Genomic DNA, 15,208 nt, shown 5'->3' with positions numbered 1-15,208 from the left:
TTGGTTAGCGGCCGAGCGACAGCAAGGTGTCGAACAGGGAACTGGCGATCTGCATGACCTTGCCTGCCGCCTGGTAGGCCTGCTGGTACTTGAGCAGGTTGGCGGCTTCTTCGTCAAGATTGACGCCCGACACGCTTTGCTGAATCGCGGTGGCCTGGGCCAGCGACGTGGTGGCGGCAGCATTGCTCACCTGCACTTCGCGGGTCTTGTTGCCCACCGTGCTGACCAACTGGGCAAACGCGCCCTGCAGGGTGGCCGAGCCATTGTCGAGCAGGGTTTTAGATTGCAGCTGGCCCATTGCCAGCATGTTGCGGTTGTCGTTGCCGCCGATGGCCGTGCGCGCCACCGTGAAGCTGTCGCCGTCGATCGGGGTGCCGGACATGCTCATCGACACGCCATCGAAACTGTACGTGGCGCCGTCCACATAAGGAATGGTGTTGGTGCCGGCCGTGTAGGCGGTCGAACCGGCCGCCGTCTTGACCGTCACCACCTGGCCGGCGGCAAAACCGCTCAGTGAGTTGGTATTGACCTGGTAGCTCAGCGTCGAGGGCGCAAAGCTGGCCGCCGTGGTCAGGAAGGTCTTGTCGACGGTCGCTTCGCCCACCTTGACGCTGCCCTTGTTGCCGATGGTGGCGCCGGAAATAACGGGGGCGGCGGCGGCGATGGCGCCCACGTCGTGGGTGAGCAGCTTGAAGTTGGCGGCGCCGTTGGCGGTCGGGCGCACCGTGAAGCTGTCGCCCTGCGCCTGGATGCCGGAGATGCTGAAACTGAGGCCGTCGATGTCGACCGACTGCGGCCCCGGCTGTGTATATGCCGGCAGGTCGGTGCGCTGCTTGTCGGACAGCCGGGTCACCGTGAAGCGGCTGTTGACGCTGTCGTAGTCGACCGAATAGTCGCTGGTGGTGAGCTTGGAGACGTCGCTGACCGTCACCGCGACGGCCGTCGGCGACACCGGATCGGCAACCGGGTTGTCGTTGCTGAGCACCAGCGGCGTGGCGTCGGCGAACAGTTTGTCGCCCAGCTTGCCGCTGGCGGTCTGGCCCAGCGCCTGCTGGGCGTTGAAACTGGCGGCCAGGGTGATGGCCACCCGGCCCAGGGCGTTCTGGGCGCCGTCCAGGGTCGAACTGCGGAACTCGAGCAGGCCGCCCAGCTCGCCACCGGTGAGGGCGGCATCGGCCATCACCGTGGTGCGGTTGCCCGTCACATACGCCACCGCCATGCGCGAGGCATCGTCGGGGCTGGGAACGGCGGCCAGCTGGTACGCGCGCTCGCCCACCACCAGCGGCTGGCCGGAACCGATCGTCACGGTGACGGTGTTGCTGCTGCCGGGCGCGGAAGTGGCCTTGACGTGCTTGTTCAATTCGAGCAGCAACTGGTCGCGCGCGTCGATCAGGTCGTTCGGCGTGGCGCCGGTGCTCGACAGGGCGCCGATCTGCGAGTTCAGGGTGGCGATCTGGCCGGCGTAGGAATTGATCGAGGCGACATTGGCCGTGATCTGGGTGTTGACCCCGCTCTTGATATCGTCGAGCTGCGTGCTCATGCTCTGGAACCGCGTGGCCAGCGAATCGGCACTCGACAGGAAGGCCTGGCGCGAGGCGGTCGAGCCGGCGCTGGCGCTGACATCCTGCACCGACTTGAAGAAATCCTGCAAGGCGGGCGACAGGCCACTGGTGCTGTCGGCGAGCATGTTGTCAATCTGACTGGCCTGGCTGCCGTACGCCGTCAAGGCGCTGCTGGTGGCCTGGGCGCTGCGCACCTGGGCATTCAGGAAAGAATCGGAAAAGCGCTTGATGTCGGTCACCTGGGTGCCGCTGCCGACAAAGCCGTAGCCGACGTTCTGCCCGCCCAGGGAGCCCTGGATCACCGTCTGGCGGCTGTAGCCAGCCACGCCGGCGTTGGCAATGTTATGGCCAGTCGTGGCGAGGCCGGCCTGGGCGGCAAACAGCCCCGACTTGCCTATATTGAGAAGATCTCCAGCCATGATTGATTACTTTCCTTTGCCTGCGATACAGCTGGTAACGGCATGATCGGGCAAAACTTGACTTGTCGTTTCGATAATAAGCATTGTTGGCCGTCAACGGTGACCGCTCAGCCCAGCGAGTTTGCAATGATTTTGCCCAATTTTGCAGCATACAGGGGATCGGTGGCATACCCCGCTTTTTGCAGGCCCTGGGCGAACTTGGTGGCGTCGCCGGCGCTGGCGAGCACTTTTTCGTAACGGGGGTTATTCGCCAGCAGATTGGCGTAATCCTTGAAACTGTCGGCATACGACTCGTAGGCGCGGAATTTTTCCACCCGCGTCTGCGGCACGCCGTTGACGTATTCGGTGGTGACGGCGGTGGCCACCTTGCCGGTCCAGCCGGGGCCGGCCTTGATGCCGAACAGGTTGTGGCTGCTGCTGCCATCGGCGTTCTTGATCTCGCGCTTGCCCCAGCCCGACTCCAGCGCCGCCTGGCCGATCATGAACTTGGCGGGAATGCCGGTGGCCTTGCTGGCCGCTTCCGCATCGGCGCCCACCTTGTCCTGGAACGAGCGCACGTGCGGCGCCTGGACCCGGCCGGAGGCGCTGATGCCGGACGACAGGCCGGACGAGGCCGAGGGCACGCTCGCGCTGGCCCGCGCCGCCAGCGCACCGGGCGTACTCATCATCGCCTCCGCGCTGAGCGGCGCCGGCATGCCCGATTGCGTGGCCGCGCCCGGCTCGGCGCCGATCGCCAGTGCCTGGGCGTTTGCCGCTTGCGAGCTCAACTGTCGCACCAGCACATCGGCCAGGCCCATGCCCCGCTTGGCCAGGTTCTGGCTGGTCTGCTGGTCGAGCATGGCGGTAAACGTCTTGGTCTGCTGGCTGTCGAGCGCGCCGTCCTGGGGGGTGGCGTCGCGCATGCTTTTCATCATCATGTTGATGAACATCGCCTCGAACTGGGTCGCCGCCGCCTTCAGGGCGTCGGGCGAACCGGCCTTGGCCGCTTGCTTCAAACCGCCCAGGCCGGCGCTATCGAAGGCCAGGCGGGACGACAGATCGTTGGTGGCCGCTACCATGGTCGAACCCCCTTTAAATGATCTCGAGCTCGGCGCGCAGGGAGCCTGCCGCTTTCAGAGCTTGCAAGATCGACAGCAAATCCTGTGGCGAGGCGCCGATCGCGTTCATCGCCTTGACCACCTCGGCCAGCGAGGCGCCGCCCTTGACCAGCAAGACCTTGCCCGGATCCTTCTTGATTTCGATGGTGGGCGTCTGCACCACCACGGTCTGGCCCTTGGAGGCGGGATTGGGCTGGCTGACCTGGGCGTCCGGGGTGATGGTGATCGACAGGTTGCCATGCGAAATCGCGCACGCTTCCAGCGTCACGGCCTGGTTCATCACCACCGAACCGGTGCGGGCGTTCATGATGACCTTGGCATTGGCCGTGGCCGGGCTCACTTCCAGGCCTTCCAGGATGCCCAGGAAGGCCACCCGCTGGTCGGACGACGAGGGCGACCGGACGCGGATCACGCGGCCGTCCAGCGCGGTGGCGATACCCGGTCCGAAATGGTTGTTGATCGCTTCGACGACCCGGCTGGCGGTGAGGAAATCGGTGCTGTTGAGTTCCAGGCGGATCTGGTTGTCAGCGCCCAGGCTGTTCGCCACTGCGCGCTCGACGGTGGCGCCGCCGGAAATCTTGCCCACGGCGAGGTGGTTGACCTGCACTTGCGCGCCGCCGGCGGCCGCGCCCACGCCGCCCACCAGCACGTTGCCCTGGGCCATGGCGTAGACCTGGTTGTCGGCCCCTTGCAGGGGCGTCATCACCAGGGTGCCGCCGCGCAGGCTCTTGGCATTGCCGATCGACGACACGGTGATGTCGATGGTCTGGCCCGGCTGGGCAAACGCGGGCAGCGAAGCCGTCACCATCACGGCGGCGACGTTCTTGAGCTGCAGGCTGGTGCCGGCGGGCAGGTTGACGCCCTTCTGCTGGAGCATCGCCATGATCGACTGCACGGTGAACGGGGTCTGGGTGGTCTGGTCACCGGTGCCGTCGAGGCCGACCACGATGCCGTAGCCGGACAACTGATTCTGCCGCACACCGCCGATGCTGGTCAGGTCCTTCAGGCGTTCGGCCTGCGCCGCCGGCGCCAGCAGCAGGCCCAGCGCGAGTGCGCAGGCGGCCAGGGGAGCGTTCCATGTCATCGCGGCACCCATCAGAATGGCAACAAGGACTGGAAGAACCGCGAGGCCATCGCCGTCATTTCGGCGCGGTCGATCTGGCTGTTGGTGCGGTACTCGACGCGCGCATCGGCCACCACGGTGGACGAGACGGTATTGCCCATCTGGATGGTGTCGGGATTGATCATGCCGGAAAAACGGATGAACTCGACGCCCTTGTTCATCGCCACCTGTTTTTCGCCGGAGACGATCAGGTTACCGTTCGGCAGCACTTCCGTCACCGTCACGCCGATATTGCCCGTGAACGTGTTGCTGGCGCTCTGGTTGTCGCCATCGGCGAACTTGTTGGCGGTCGTCGCGGCGACGGTGGCGCCGAAGCGCCCCTGCAGCAGGCCGGGCACGCCGGCGCTGACGGAACCGGACTTGTTGCCCGAGCTGGCGCCGGCCTTGACGGCGGCGGTTTTTTCGACAATCGCGATGTTCAAAATATCGCCGATATGGCGCGCCTTGCGGTCTTCGAACATGGGTCGGAAGGTCGACGCCTGGTAGATGGCGCCGTTCGACGGCGGCGGCAGGTCGCCCGCCACGCCGCGCACGGGAGCGGCGCGGGCGGTGATGGTGGTGGGGGTGGTGGCGCAACCGGCCAGCAGTGCGACCAGGGCCAGCGGAAGGACAAGAAAGGTTTTCATAATTGGGACAATTTGGCCAGCATCTGATCGGACGTCGTGATCGCCTTGCTGTTGATTTCGTAAGCGCGCTGGGTCTGGATCATGTTGACCATTTCCTCGACCACGTTGACGTTGGAGGTTTCGACATAGCCCTGCATCAGCACGCCGGCGCCATTGGTGCCGGGGGTATTGGTGTTGGGGCTGCCGGAGGAACCCGTCTCGACGTACAGGTTTTCCCCTTTCGACTCCAGGCCCGCCGGGTTGACGAAGGTGGTCACCTGGATCGTGCCGATCTGGGTGGGCGCCGACGTGCCGGCGGTGGTGACGGAGACGGCGCCGTCGCGACCGACCGTGATCGAGAGCGCATTGGCGGGCACCGTGATGGCCGGCTGGATGACGAAACCGGACGAGGTGACGAGCTGGCCGTTGCTGTCGCTCTGGAAGGAGCCGTCGCGCGTGTAGGCGGCGGTACCGTCGGGCATGAGGACATTGAAAAAACCCGAGCCGTTGATCATCAGGTCTTTCGAATTGCCGCTGGACTGGGGATTGCCCTGGGTGTGGATGCGCTCGGTGGCGACCGTGCGCACGCCGGTACCGATCTGCATGCCCGATGGCAGCGCCGTCTGCTGCGACGATTGGGTGCCCGGCTGGCGGACATTTTGGTACAGCAAATCTTCGAACACGGCGCGCGAGCGCTTGAAGCCGTTGGTGCTGACGTTGGCCAGGTTATTGCTGATGACGTCCAGATTGGTCTGCTGTGCTTCCAGGCCCGTCTTGGCGATATAAAGGGAACGAATCATGCGCTTCTCCAGTAACGTGGCAGACGAAAGGCGCCATGCACACGATCACTATACGGCGCAGAGCGTTAACTCAAAGCAAGGATCTGAGTCGCTTTTGCGGCGTTATTCTCGGCGTTCTTCATCATGCTCATTTGCATCTCAAACGAACGTGCCAAAGAGATCATGCTGACCATCGAGTCGATGGGATTGACATTGCTGCCCTCGAGCATGGCGCCGGCCACCGACACGGTCGGATCGACCTCGGCCGGCTTGCCGTCTTTCAGGCGGAACAGGCCATCGTCGCCCCGCACCAGGTCGGCCTCGGCCGGATTGACCAGCTTCAGGCGCCCCAGCACGGTGGGGGTGCCCGGCTTGGTGCCCTTTTCGATGGTCGAGATGGTGCCGTCGCCGGCGATGGCGACGTTGACGTCCGGCGGCACCGAAATGGGCCCGCCGTCGCCCGCCACGGCATTCCCGCCCAGCCCCGTGAGCAGGCCGTTTTCATTCATGTTGAGGGCGCCGCTGCGGGTGTACGCTTCGCTGCCGTCGGCCATGGTGAGCGCAATGAACCCCTTGCCGCGGATGGCCACGTCGAGGTCGCGCCCGGTCGCCTGCAGGGGCCCGGCGGAAAAATCGGTGCCGCTGGTCGAATTGACCACGAAGGCCCGGGTCGGCAAGGTGCCACCCTCGACCTGCACGGCGCGAAACGCGTCGACCTGGGCCCGAAAGCCCGTGGTGCTGACGTTGGCCAGGTTGTGCGAGGCGGTGGCCTGCTGCTCGAGGATGTGCTTGGCGCCGCTGCCGGCGGTATAAATGAGACGGTCCATGATGATCCCTTGATTACGCGTTCGCCGCCAGCAACATGCCAGTCATTAACGCAGATTGACCAGCGTCTGCAGCACCGAGTCCTGGGTCTTGATGGTCTGCGCATTGGCCTGGTAGACCCGTTGCGCCGTGATCATGTTGACCAGTTCCGCCGTCAGGTCGACGTTGGAATTTTCCACCGCCGACGATTGCAGCACGCCCAGGCTGCCCGAGGTGGGCGTGCCGATCAGGGCGACGCCGGAATAACTGGTTTCAGCCCAGGCATTGTTGCCCAAAGGCGACAATCCATTGGGATTGGCGAAATTGGCCAGCACCACCTGCCCCAGCGCCTGCGACTGGCCGTTGCTGTACTGTCCCAGGATGATGCCGTCGGCGCTGGCCGAGAAGCGCTGCAGGTGGCCGGCCGTGTAGCCGTCCTGGATCGATTGCTTTTCGCTGGTGGCGGCGCCGTACTGGGTCGATCCCGTGTAGTTCAAGGTCAGCGGCAGCACGGCGGCGGCGCCGGTGGGCGGAAAAATCGTCAGGTTCACCGACAGCGGCGCGGTGGTCGACGACAAGGTGCCCTTGGCATCGAACAGCAGGGTGCCGACCTTGGTTGGCTGCAGGCTGACCGCGGCGGCGATATCCTTGTCGACGTCTTCCGGCGTGTTGCCCAACACATTGCCCGACAGCACGGCGGCGCTGGCGATGTTGGCCTGCTGGGCCGCGGTGGCGTTGCCGATGGCAGGATCGGCGGCGGCGGCGACCACCATGGCCGAGGCGGCGGCGGCGTAGGTGCTCAGGGCGGTGGCGATGGTGGTCGGATTGGCCGGCACGGCCTGCACGGCGGCGCGCCAGGCGTCGCGGGCGGTATTGACGGCGCTGAACGGGGCGGTGGTGCCCTGGGCGGCGGCGGCCACTCTCAAATTATTGATTTCCATGCCGTCATTGGCGATGTAGACGTCCCACTTGCCCGCATCGGTGCGCACATAGTACGAGCTCATCACGTGCGGATTGCCCAGCGAATCGTAGACATCGATGGGGATCTGCTTGTTGTAGGTGGCCGTGTCGTTGACGTCGAACGGCGACTTGGTGGGATTTTCCGCGCGCGAATCGAGGTTCAGCTCGGTCTTGACGGTGGTGGTGGCGACCGGCTTCAAGTCTGCCGTGCTGATCTGGATCGGCACCGGCGAGCCGGCCAGCAGGTTGCCGGTCGGGCCGGTCTGGTAGCCGGTCAGCTTGGCGCCCTGGGCATTGACCATATAGCCCTCTTTATCGAGCGAGAACTGGCCATTGCGCGAATACTGGGTGGCGCCGGCCACCGTGGTGCGGAAGAAGCCGGCACCATTGATGGCGATGTCGAGCGGGTTGTTGGACGATTCGATATTGCCTTGGGTGAACTGCTGGGCAATCTGCGAAACCTTGGTGCCGATCCCGGCCTGGTTGCCGCCGGCGCCATTGAGCGAATTGGCATACACGTCGGCAAACTGGGCCTGGGACCCCTTGAAGCCGACCGTGCTGGCATTGGCGATGTTGTTGCCGATGACGTCGAGCGATTTTGCAGCGCCGTTCAGACCGCTAAGACCTTGTTGAAAAGACATGGTGTGCTCCTGCTATAGATGAGGTAGATGGATTGCGAACGACTTACAAAATTTGCTTGATATCGGCCATCGAGACGATGCCCTTGGTCGGCAGGTTCAGTTTGACGCCGCTGGTGGCGTTCGAGGTGATGCTGGCGACGGTGTCGAGCGAGAGCGCCTTGGCGTCCTTGAGCAATTCGCCCTTGGCGGTTGCTTCGACGCGGATCAGGTAGCGGCCGTCTTTCAGGGCCGCCGTGGCGCCTTCGGGCATGCCGTCCCACAGCAGCGGATAGGTGCCGGCCGCCTTGGCGCCCAGATCAACGGTGTCGACGTCCTTGCCGGTGGTGGTGTCGGTGACGATCAGCTTGACGGAATCGGCGGCGGTGGCCAGGTCGACCCCCATCACGCCCTGGCTGGTGGCGAGGTCGACATAGGTGCCTTCGACCAGCACGCTGTGGCCAATCATATTACTTGCCTGCATCGCTTCCGACGACTGGTAGCTGCTCTTCAAGGACTCCAGCGTGGTGTTGAGCTTGTTCACGCCCGTCACCGTCGACAGCTGCGCCAGCTGGCTGGTCAGTTGCGCATTGTCGAGCGGATTCATGGGGTCCTGGTTTTTCAGCTGGGTCACCAGCAGGGTCATGAATTTATTCGTGTCCGCCTCCACGCTGCCATCGACCGTGGTGGTCTTCTTGGCGTTCATGGTGGCCATCAGGTCGCTGGATACGGCGTTGGTGTCGATCGTTGTCATAGGAGTTCAGTCAAAGGTTTACTGGCCGATGGTCAGGGTCTTGAGCAGCATGGTCTTGGCCGCGTTCATGGTTTCGACGTTGGTCTGGTAGGAGCGCGAGGCCGACAGCATGTTGACCATTTCGTCGACCACGTTCACGTTCGGCATCGACACATAGCCCTTGTCGTCGGCCATCGGGTGTTTCGGGTCGTACTGCTGCCTGAGCGGGCTGGGGTCTTCCACCACCTGCGCCACCTTGACGGCGGTGGACCCGCCCTCGATCGGCACCGCCTCGAACACCACCTGCTTGGCCCGGTAGGCCTTGCCGGACGCATCGGTGACGCTGTCGGCATTGGCCAGGTTGCTGGCGGTGGCGTTCAAGCGCTGGGCCTGGGCGCTCATGGCGGACCCGGACACATTAAAGATATTAAATAGCGACATGCTTACTGGCCTCCCTGGATGGCCGCCATCAGATTGCGGATCTGGTGGTTGAGCATGGTGATCCCTGCCTCGTAGCGCACGCCGTTGTCGGCGAACTGGTTGCGCTCGATGTCCATGTCGACCGTGTTGTTGTCGGCCGCGCCCTGGGCGTTCTGGCGGTACAGCAGCGGCGTGCCGTCCGCCAGGGCGTTGCCCCTCGCCACCGCCTGCAGGTGCTGGGGCGAACTGGTGGCCAGGCTGCCCGCGGCCGGCGTGGCTTTGTGCAAGGCACCCTGCAAGGCGCTGGCGAAGTCGATGTCGCGTGCCTTGTAATTGGGCGTGTCGGCATTGGCAATGTTCGAGGCGAGCACTTGCTGGCGCTGGGAGCGCAAGCTGAGGGCGGCTTCGTTGAACCGCAGATAATCGTCGAGTTTGCTAACCATGTCCGCTCCGGGTGGGTGCACTTGTGAGAACAGGATCGATAGTACGTAGACGCACGGCAACTCAATCGAAGGAAAAGGCGCGCCAAACGGGGGCTATTCGATGTTTCACCCAAGAATCATGAGGCCTAAGATGGCATCATTCCTCCAAGCCCTGCGGCTGATCCCGCTCCTGCCATGACCAAACCGCCCCTGTTACTCCTGCTCACCGCGCTGCTGCTGGCGACGCCGCTGTGCCATGCCCAGACCCCGGGCCACCAGGACCTGGCGGTCCTGAAAACCGTGGCTGAACAATTTCTGCTCAAGGAAGGCGCCGGCCTGCCGGGCCAGGTCACGGTCGAGCTGCGTCCGCTCGATTCGCGCATGCAACTGGCGCCCTGCCCTGCCCCGGAAGCCTTCCTGCAAGCGGGCGCCCGGGTGTGGGGAAATACCACGGTTGGCCTGCGTTGCAGTGCGCCGACGGCATGGAAAGTGTATATTCAGGCAAAGGTGTCGGTGCTGGGCGAGTATGTCGCCGCCGCCGTGCCGCTGGCGCAGGGCCAGCCCATCGAGCAATCGCAGCTCGTCATGCTCAAGGGCGACCTGGCGGCGCTGCCCACTGGCGTCGTCACCGACATGGGGCAGGCGATCGGCCGCACCAGCACGATGTCGCTGCCGTCAGGCGCGCCGTTGCGCCTGACAGGCTTGAAGTCGAAGCCGGTGGTGCAGCAGGGCCAGGCGGTGCGCGTGGTCTCGAGCGGCGCCGGTTTTAAGGTGTCGGCCGAAGGACGCGCGATCGGCACGGCAGGCGAAGGCCAGGTGGTGCAGGTGCGCACGGCGGCCGGCGCCGTCATCAGCGGAATTGCCCAACTCGGCGGCCTGGTCGAGGTGATGTTTTAGTCGCTACAGAAAGTCCGCTTGATGTGCGCTAAAGTTTCGGACTGCAACGCCGTTACCTAGTCATATCCCGGCGCTACTTGCGCCGGCCAGAGAGGAAGATGCTGTGAAAATTAACGACACCCCGAAAAGCACCCCAGCACTGCCGACCAGCACCACGGCTGCCGGCGCGCGCAATGCGGAGCGCGCGGCGGCCACGAGCCAGCCGCCGACCGATAGCGTGCGTCTGTCCTCGCAAGGCCAGGCGCTGGCCGGCACCAACGGCGCCAGCGCCGTGTTCGACAGCAAAAAAGTCGAGCGCATCAAGTTGGCCATCGCCGATGGCCAGTTTCAAGTCAACTCCGAGAAGGTGGCTGACGGCCTGCTGGAAACAGTCCGCGACCTGCTGCACTCTCGCAAACGCTAAACGCCCATGACCAGCCCACTTGCCACCTTGCTCGACGAACAACAGACGATCGGTTCCCTGATCGGCTTGATGCAACAGGAACAGCAGTTCCTCGTCAGCGCTGACAGCGATGGGCTCGATCAAATCACCCCGCAAAAATCCGCGCTGGTGCAGCAGGCGGCCGCCCTGGCCAGCCGGCGCCACCTGGCGCTGGGCAGCGTCGGCTTTGCCGCCAGCGAAACGGGCATGGCCGACTGGCTGCTCGAAGCGGGCGCCGAAGCGCGCGCCCAGTGGACCGACCTGCTCAACCGCACCCGCGCCGCCAAGGAACTCAACCGCGTCAACGGCATGCTGATCAACAAACAGCTGACCATGACCCAGGTGGCCCTGAACGCCATGCGCACCCCGACCGGCAGCACCGACGCGGGCTTCTATGGCGCCAACGGCCAGGCCACCGCGGGCGGGCCGTCACGGCGCTACGTGGTCGGTTAAAGCGGTGCGCGGCGTCGACTAAACCGGCCGCGCATCTGCAAGAGCGTATTGGTCAAAGCCCGGTTGGTCCAACAACGCCATTCGTGGGAAATTCATCGCGCCATTTTGCGACAATTGCCTCCGGATAGCTGCGATGAAAATGCGTCGGCCACGGATAGGCGGGACGTTCGGTGCCGTCTTTCAGTTTAATGACCGTAGTGGCACAAAGAAACTTGGCCGGCGCGCCTCCCACCACCGTGTGCGGCTCGACAGTTTTTCCGACAACGCTGCCAGCCGCCACCAGCGAATGTTCGCCTACTAACACACCTGGCAGGATCACCGACATCGTCGCAATCGCCGCGTAATCGCCGATGGTGCAGCCTACCGAGACATCGCTTGGTGGATGCGGATCATTGGTCAACACGACATACGGAAAGATCCACACAAAATTACCGACGACCGAATGCTTGCCAATGTGCACATTGCTGTGTGTACGCACGTAATCGCCAATCACGCAGTCACCTTGGATATCGGAAAGTGTACCAAGCTGAAAGTTGATGCCAGCTTGTGTACCTTCACGAATTGTTACACGATGCCCCGTTGTCAACCGCTCGCCAAACGTCGAACCTGCATAAAGGATGCTATGCGAACGAATCGTCGAATTGGCTCCAATGGTCAATGTCGGATTTTTGGCCAGCGCGGTGGGTAGCCCTATTTCACAGTGGCTGCCAATCGTCGTATTGTCACCGATACGCACATCATCATGGATGATAGTAAAAGGGCCGATTTCGACATTGTCGCCGATTACAGCATTCGCAGAAACGATGGCAGTTGCATGAATGTTCATGGGTTGGTCCTTGAATTTTGTAGGAACCCGATTCTACGCACTAATGTTGGAGCATTGGAAAGTCGGACAAAGTTATTTTCCAAAATGCCTGCTCACATCATTAACGCACGGGGTATGCAAACCAATCAGATACACGCCTCTGGCGCAAACTGTCGCCCAGTCTCACGCCACATCAGCGGACACCACTCGATGCAAATTTGACCAGGTATCTTACTGGCCTACGTGGGCGAACATGGCGGACGTCGGCTCAATTTGCGTGTGCTGCTCAAGCTTGTTCAAATCGGTCAGATAGCTGCTCGCCACGCTGATCTGGTAGGCATGGCGGCCATTGACGAAGCGGTAGGAATTGCTGATATCGAAAGTGGTCGTCAGCTTGCTGTGCGGCTTGATTGCCACGAAATCTTTCCTGGTCGGTGGCGGGCGCTTGACCATCATGCCGACGAAGTCGAGCGGATCGCCGTTCGAGCTGTCGCGCACCTCGAACAGCCGGCCTTCCGGCTCGCCTTCTTGCGTGAGCACGCGCGGCACGTACACCGCGCGCTCGCCCTGGTTGTTGATGGTGAGCGTGGCGAGCACCTGGCCGTCGCGCGATTCGACGGCGATCTTGCTGCTGACCACGGGGCTGACGCCATCGCGGGCGCCGGCCCCGCCACTCATGGTGGCAATGGCGAGGAGACCGGCCACGCCGGCGATGGTGACGCACAGTTTCGCGCGCTGTTGAAGGGGTTTGAACATCGACTGCTCCAGGCTGAGAATGGCCGCATTGTGCACTGCTCCCAGGGGCTTGGCAAAGTGGGTTTGCTCTAAATTACAAATGGGGTGGAACGACGGACCGGGTCAGCGCGGCGCGATTTCCGTGCTGGCATCGGGCACGGCCGACAGGATCGTCACCGCCACCCGCCGGTTGCGCGCACGGCCCTCGGCGGTGTCGTTGGTGGCCACGGGCACGTTCGAGCCATGTCCCACCACCGTCATGCGCTCGGCGGGCACGCCGGCATCGGCGAACAGGCGCACCACGGCGCCGGCGCGGGCGGCCGACAGTTCCCAGTTCGACGGGAACGCAGGCCGCCGGATCTGCTGGTTGTCGGTATGGCCCTCGACCTGCAGGGCATGCGGATCGTTGCGCAGAAACACCCCCAGTGCCGCCAGCGCCTCGCGCGAATCGGCCGTCAGGGTGGCGTCGCCGGAATCGAACAGCACGCTGGCATTGATCTCGACGCTGACGCCGCGGCTGTTTTGCGTCACCCGCACCTTGCCCTCCTTGACCAGCGGCGCCAGGGTCGAACTGAGGTCGCGCGCCAGGCTGGTCAAGCGCTCGCGCTCGCGCCGCATCGCTTCGGCACGCCGCTTGGCGACGATATTGGGCAAGGCGATCGGCGCGGCGATTTCGGCGCGCGGCGCGCCGGCATCGGGCCCCCCCTTGCCGCCAAAGGCGCTGCCCAGGGCGTCCGACAGGCTGCGGTACTTGCCTTCGTTGACCACCGAGACGGCGTACATGACGACAAAGAAGGCGAACAGCAAGGTGATGAAATCGGCGTAGGAAATCAGCCAGCGCTCGTGATTTTCGGCATCCTCGACGTATTTTTTGCGCGCCATGGCACCTTAGTCGCGCGAGAGCAGGCTGGCGACGCGCTCATCGATCACGCGCGAATGGTCGCCGCTGGCAAGATCGTAAAACACTTCGAGCAAGATTTCGTACTGGGCCACCGTCTCGGCGACGATGCACTTGAGTTTGTTACCTACGGGATAAAAAAACAGGTTGGCCAGGCCCACCCCGTACACCGTCGAGACGAAGGCGACGGCGATGCCGGCGCCCAGCCGTGACGGGTCCGACAGGTTCTCCATCACGTGAATGAGGCCCAGCACGGCGCCGATGATGCCGATGGTGGGCGAATAGCCGGCGGCGGACTCCCAGATGCGCGCGCCCTGGCGCTGGGAAAATTCGTAGGCGCTGATCTCTGTTTCCAGCAGGCCCCGCAGCTTGTCCGGGTGGATGCCGTCGATCATCAGGCGCAGGCCTTTTTTGACGAATTTGTCGCTCGTGCGTGTCATCTGCGGCTCCAGCGACAGCATGCCGTCGCGGCGCGCCATCTGGCTCCAGTTGACGATATCGCGGGCCAGTTTCTGGCGCTGGCTCGGCGGCGGCCGAAACACCCAGCGCAGCATCTTGAGGCCGCGCACGAAGGTGGGCGCTTCCGTCTGCAGCAGCACGGCGCCGGCGGTGCCGATGACGACGATGGCGAAGGCGGCCGGCTGCACCAGCGAGGCGAACTTGCCGCCGTCGATGGCGTGGCCGACGAACAGGCCGGCCAGCGCCAGCGCCAGCCCGATTACGCTGGCCCAGTCCATGCCTGCTCCCGGAGAGTTGCGCGCAGGCGGGCCACCGCCTGGGTGTGCAATTGCGACACACGTGATTCGGAGACCCCCATGACGGCGCCAATTTCCTTCAGATTCATTTCTTCTTCGTAGTACAAGCCCATCAGGATTTTTTCGCGCGGCGGCAGGCCGTCGATGGCATCGATGACGGCCTGGCGGAAGTCGGTGTCGAGCAAGGCGCGCAAGGGGTCGTCATCATCGACGGCGTAGCGGTCGAGAAAGCTGTCATTGCCCTCGTTGTCGTGGAAGTCTTCGTAGTACACCAACTGGTGGCCGCCGCCGTCGGCCAGCATGTCCTGGTAGTCGGCCAGCGACAGCTTGAGCAGCTTGGCCACTTCCGATTCGGTGGGAGGATGGCCCAGCTTCTGTTGCAGGCTGGCCATGGCCGCCTCGATCTTGCGCATGTTTTGCCGCATCGACCGGGGCAACCAGTCGCTGTTGCGCAATTCATCGAGCATGGCGCCGCGGATGCGCAGCACGGCGTAGGTCTCGAACTGGGCGCCGTGGGTTTCTTCGTAGCGCGAGATGGCATCGAGCAGGCCGATCATGCCGGCCTGCACCAGGTCGTCCACTTCCACACTGGGCGGCAACTTCGCCTTCATGTGATGGGCGAGCCGCTTCACCAACGGCATGTTATCCGTCAGTAACTGGTTCTTGTCGGCTTTCCCTTTGACGTTGTACATGTAAGCGACTG

General features: G+C 63.7%; 18 protein-coding genes. 3 read left to right on the top strand and 15 right to left on the bottom strand.

The window, feature by feature from the left end; all coding sequences use genetic code 11:
- Window positions 1-4 precede the first annotated feature (4 nt).
- The 10 genes from flgK to flgB all read right to left on the bottom strand — a co-directional run bounded on the left by flgK (window position 5) and on the right by flgB (window position 9,562).
- On the bottom strand, window positions 5-1,981 hold the full coding sequence (gene flgK, locus ACP7EY_RS03105) for a flagellar hook-associated protein FlgK (RefSeq protein ID WP_426190362.1): 1,977 nt from the start codon (window positions 1,979-1,981) through the stop codon (window positions 5-7).
- Window positions 1,982-2,088: 107 nt separating this feature from the next.
- Window positions 2,089-3,039: a flagellar assembly peptidoglycan hydrolase FlgJ gene (flgJ, locus tag ACP7EY_RS03100; RefSeq protein ID WP_426190360.1), complete on the bottom strand. Its 951-nt coding sequence runs from the start codon at window positions 3,037-3,039 to the stop codon at window positions 2,089-2,091.
- 13 nt (window positions 3,040-3,052) lie between these two features.
- A complete protein-coding gene (locus ACP7EY_RS03095) occupies window positions 3,053-4,162 on the bottom strand; it encodes a flagellar basal body P-ring protein FlgI (RefSeq protein WP_426190358.1) in 1,110 nt (369 codons plus the stop codon).
- 11 nt (window positions 4,163-4,173) lie between these two features.
- The gene (locus ACP7EY_RS03090; protein ID WP_426190356.1) at window positions 4,174-4,827 is read right to left on the bottom strand and encodes a flagellar basal body L-ring protein FlgH; all 654 of its coding nucleotides are present in this window, start codon (window positions 4,825-4,827) and stop codon (window positions 4,174-4,176) included.
- Window positions 4,824-5,606, bottom strand: coding sequence for a flagellar basal-body rod protein FlgG (flgG, locus tag ACP7EY_RS03085; protein WP_426190354.1), 783 nt, complete (start codon window positions 5,604-5,606; stop codon window positions 4,824-4,826). The genes ACP7EY_RS03090 and flgG overlap by 4 nt, the downstream gene beginning before the upstream one ends.
- Before the next feature lie 65 nt (window positions 5,607-5,671).
- Window positions 5,672-6,412: a flagellar basal-body rod protein FlgF gene (gene flgF, locus ACP7EY_RS03080; RefSeq protein ID WP_426190352.1), complete on the bottom strand. Its 741-nt coding sequence runs from the start codon at window positions 6,410-6,412 to the stop codon at window positions 5,672-5,674.
- 45 nt (window positions 6,413-6,457) lie between these two features.
- On the bottom strand, window positions 6,458-7,990 hold the full coding sequence (locus ACP7EY_RS03075; RefSeq protein ID WP_426190350.1) for a flagellar hook protein FlgE: 1,533 nt from the start codon (window positions 7,988-7,990) through the stop codon (window positions 6,458-6,460).
- 43 nt (window positions 7,991-8,033) lie between these two features.
- Window positions 8,034-8,720, bottom strand: a complete 687-nt coding sequence (locus ACP7EY_RS03070; RefSeq protein ID WP_426190348.1) for a flagellar hook assembly protein FlgD — start codon at window positions 8,718-8,720, stop codon at window positions 8,034-8,036.
- A gap of 18 nt (window positions 8,721-8,738) precedes the next feature.
- Window positions 8,739-9,140, bottom strand: a complete 402-nt coding sequence (flgC, locus tag ACP7EY_RS03065) for a flagellar basal body rod protein FlgC (protein ID WP_426190346.1) — start codon at window positions 9,138-9,140, stop codon at window positions 8,739-8,741.
- Between the two features lie 2 nt (window positions 9,141-9,142).
- Window positions 9,143-9,562, bottom strand: coding sequence for a flagellar basal body rod protein FlgB (flgB, locus tag ACP7EY_RS03060; RefSeq protein WP_426190344.1), 420 nt, complete (start codon window positions 9,560-9,562; stop codon window positions 9,143-9,145).
- 174 nt (window positions 9,563-9,736) lie between these two features.
- Between flgB and flgA the strand changes: the two genes are divergently transcribed.
- From flgA to ACP7EY_RS03045, 3 genes are all read left to right on the top strand, one after another.
- Window positions 9,737-10,438, top strand: coding sequence for a flagellar basal body P-ring formation chaperone FlgA (gene flgA, locus ACP7EY_RS03055; RefSeq protein WP_426190343.1), 702 nt, complete (start codon window positions 9,737-9,739; stop codon window positions 10,436-10,438).
- Between the two features lie 103 nt (window positions 10,439-10,541).
- Window positions 10,542-10,841, top strand: coding sequence for a flagellar biosynthesis anti-sigma factor FlgM (gene flgM / locus ACP7EY_RS03050; RefSeq protein WP_426190342.1), 300 nt, complete (start codon window positions 10,542-10,544; stop codon window positions 10,839-10,841).
- A gap of 6 nt (window positions 10,842-10,847) precedes the next feature.
- Entirely contained in the window at window positions 10,848-11,312 is a 465-nt protein-coding gene (locus tag ACP7EY_RS03045; RefSeq protein WP_426190340.1) for a flagella synthesis protein FlgN, read from the top strand.
- Window positions 11,313-11,364: 52 nt separating this feature from the next.
- On the opposite strand, the gene ACP7EY_RS03040 is transcribed toward ACP7EY_RS03045, so the two are convergent.
- From ACP7EY_RS03040 to ACP7EY_RS03020, 5 genes are all read right to left on the bottom strand, one after another.
- Window positions 11,365-12,138 (bottom strand): N-acetyltransferase, encoded by a 774-nt coding sequence (locus ACP7EY_RS03040; RefSeq protein ID WP_426190338.1) that lies wholly within the window; start codon window positions 12,136-12,138, stop codon window positions 11,365-11,367.
- Window positions 12,139-12,348: 210 nt separating this feature from the next.
- Window positions 12,349-12,873 carry a hypothetical protein gene (locus tag ACP7EY_RS03035; RefSeq protein WP_426190336.1) on the bottom strand — a complete coding sequence of 175 codons (525 nt, stop codon included), beginning with the start codon at window positions 12,871-12,873 and terminating at the stop codon, window positions 12,349-12,351.
- Between the two features lie 102 nt (window positions 12,874-12,975).
- On the bottom strand, window positions 12,976-13,734 hold the full coding sequence (gene motD, locus ACP7EY_RS03030) for a flagellar motor protein MotD (RefSeq protein WP_426190334.1): 759 nt from the start codon (window positions 13,732-13,734) through the stop codon (window positions 12,976-12,978).
- 6 nt (window positions 13,735-13,740) lie between these two features.
- Complete coding sequence (locus tag ACP7EY_RS03025) at window positions 13,741-14,487, bottom strand: flagellar motor protein (RefSeq protein ID WP_426190332.1); 747 nt, start codon at window positions 14,485-14,487, stop codon at window positions 13,741-13,743.
- Window positions 14,469-15,197: an RNA polymerase sigma factor FliA gene (locus ACP7EY_RS03020; protein ID WP_426190330.1), complete on the bottom strand. Its 729-nt coding sequence runs from the start codon at window positions 15,195-15,197 to the stop codon at window positions 14,469-14,471. The genes ACP7EY_RS03025 and ACP7EY_RS03020 overlap by 19 nt, the downstream gene beginning before the upstream one ends.
- Window positions 15,198-15,208 lie beyond the last annotated feature (11 nt).

It is taken from the genome of Massilia sp. DWR3-1-1 (assembly GCF_049898325.1).
Taxonomy (GTDB): Bacteria; Pseudomonadota; Gammaproteobacteria; order Burkholderiales; family Burkholderiaceae_D; genus JAFCUW01.
Note: the sequence above shows the minus strand (reverse complement) of the source record. Positions and strands in the feature narration are given on the sequence as shown.

Excerpts from the sequence above, each read along its gene's own strand:
- ACP7EY_RS03075 (WP_426190350.1), bottom strand. The coding sequence starts at position 7,990 with ATGTCTTTTCAACAAGGTCTTAGCGGTCTGAACGGCGCTGCAAAATCG.
- ACP7EY_RS03025 (WP_426190332.1), bottom strand. The coding sequence starts at position 14,487 with ATGGACTGGGCCAGCGTAATCGGGCTGGCGCTGGCGCTGGCCGGCCTG.
- flgA (WP_426190343.1), top strand. The coding sequence starts at position 9,737 with ATGACCAAACCGCCCCTGTTACTCCTGCTCACCGCGCTGCTGCTGGCG.
- ACP7EY_RS03095 (WP_426190358.1), bottom strand. The coding sequence starts at position 4,162 with ATGACATGGAACGCTCCCCTGGCCGCCTGCGCACTCGCGCTGGGCCTG.
- flgC (WP_426190346.1), bottom strand. The coding sequence starts at position 9,140 with ATGTCGCTATTTAATATCTTTAATGTGTCCGGGTCCGCCATGAGCGCC.
- flgJ (WP_426190360.1), bottom strand. The coding sequence starts at position 3,039 with ATGGTAGCGGCCACCAACGATCTGTCGTCCCGCCTGGCCTTCGATAGC.
- ACP7EY_RS03035 (WP_426190336.1), bottom strand. The coding sequence starts at position 12,873 with ATGTTCAAACCCCTTCAACAGCGCGCGAAACTGTGCGTCACCATCGCC.
- flgG (WP_426190354.1), bottom strand. The coding sequence starts at position 5,606 with ATGATTCGTTCCCTTTATATCGCCAAGACGGGCCTGGAAGCACAGCAG.
- flgK (WP_426190362.1), bottom strand. The coding sequence starts at position 1,981 with ATGGCTGGAGATCTTCTCAATATAGGCAAGTCGGGGCTGTTTGCCGCC.
- flgB (WP_426190344.1), bottom strand. The coding sequence starts at position 9,562 with ATGGTTAGCAAACTCGACGATTATCTGCGGTTCAACGAAGCCGCCCTC.
- ACP7EY_RS03070 (WP_426190348.1), bottom strand. The coding sequence starts at position 8,720 with ATGACAACGATCGACACCAACGCCGTATCCAGCGACCTGATGGCCACC.
- ACP7EY_RS03045 (WP_426190340.1), top strand. The coding sequence starts at position 10,848 with ATGACCAGCCCACTTGCCACCTTGCTCGACGAACAACAGACGATCGGT.
- ACP7EY_RS03020 (WP_426190330.1), bottom strand. The coding sequence starts at position 15,197 with ATGTACAACGTCAAAGGGAAAGCCGACAAGAACCAGTTACTGACGGAT.
- motD (WP_426190334.1), bottom strand. The coding sequence starts at position 13,734 with ATGGCGCGCAAAAAATACGTCGAGGATGCCGAAAATCACGAGCGCTGG.
- ACP7EY_RS03040 (WP_426190338.1), bottom strand. The coding sequence starts at position 12,138 with ATGAACATTCATGCAACTGCCATCGTTTCTGCGAATGCTGTAATCGGC.
- flgF (WP_426190352.1), bottom strand. The coding sequence starts at position 6,412 with ATGGACCGTCTCATTTATACCGCCGGCAGCGGCGCCAAGCACATCCTC.
- ACP7EY_RS03090 (WP_426190356.1), bottom strand. The coding sequence starts at position 4,827 with ATGAAAACCTTTCTTGTCCTTCCGCTGGCCCTGGTCGCACTGCTGGCC.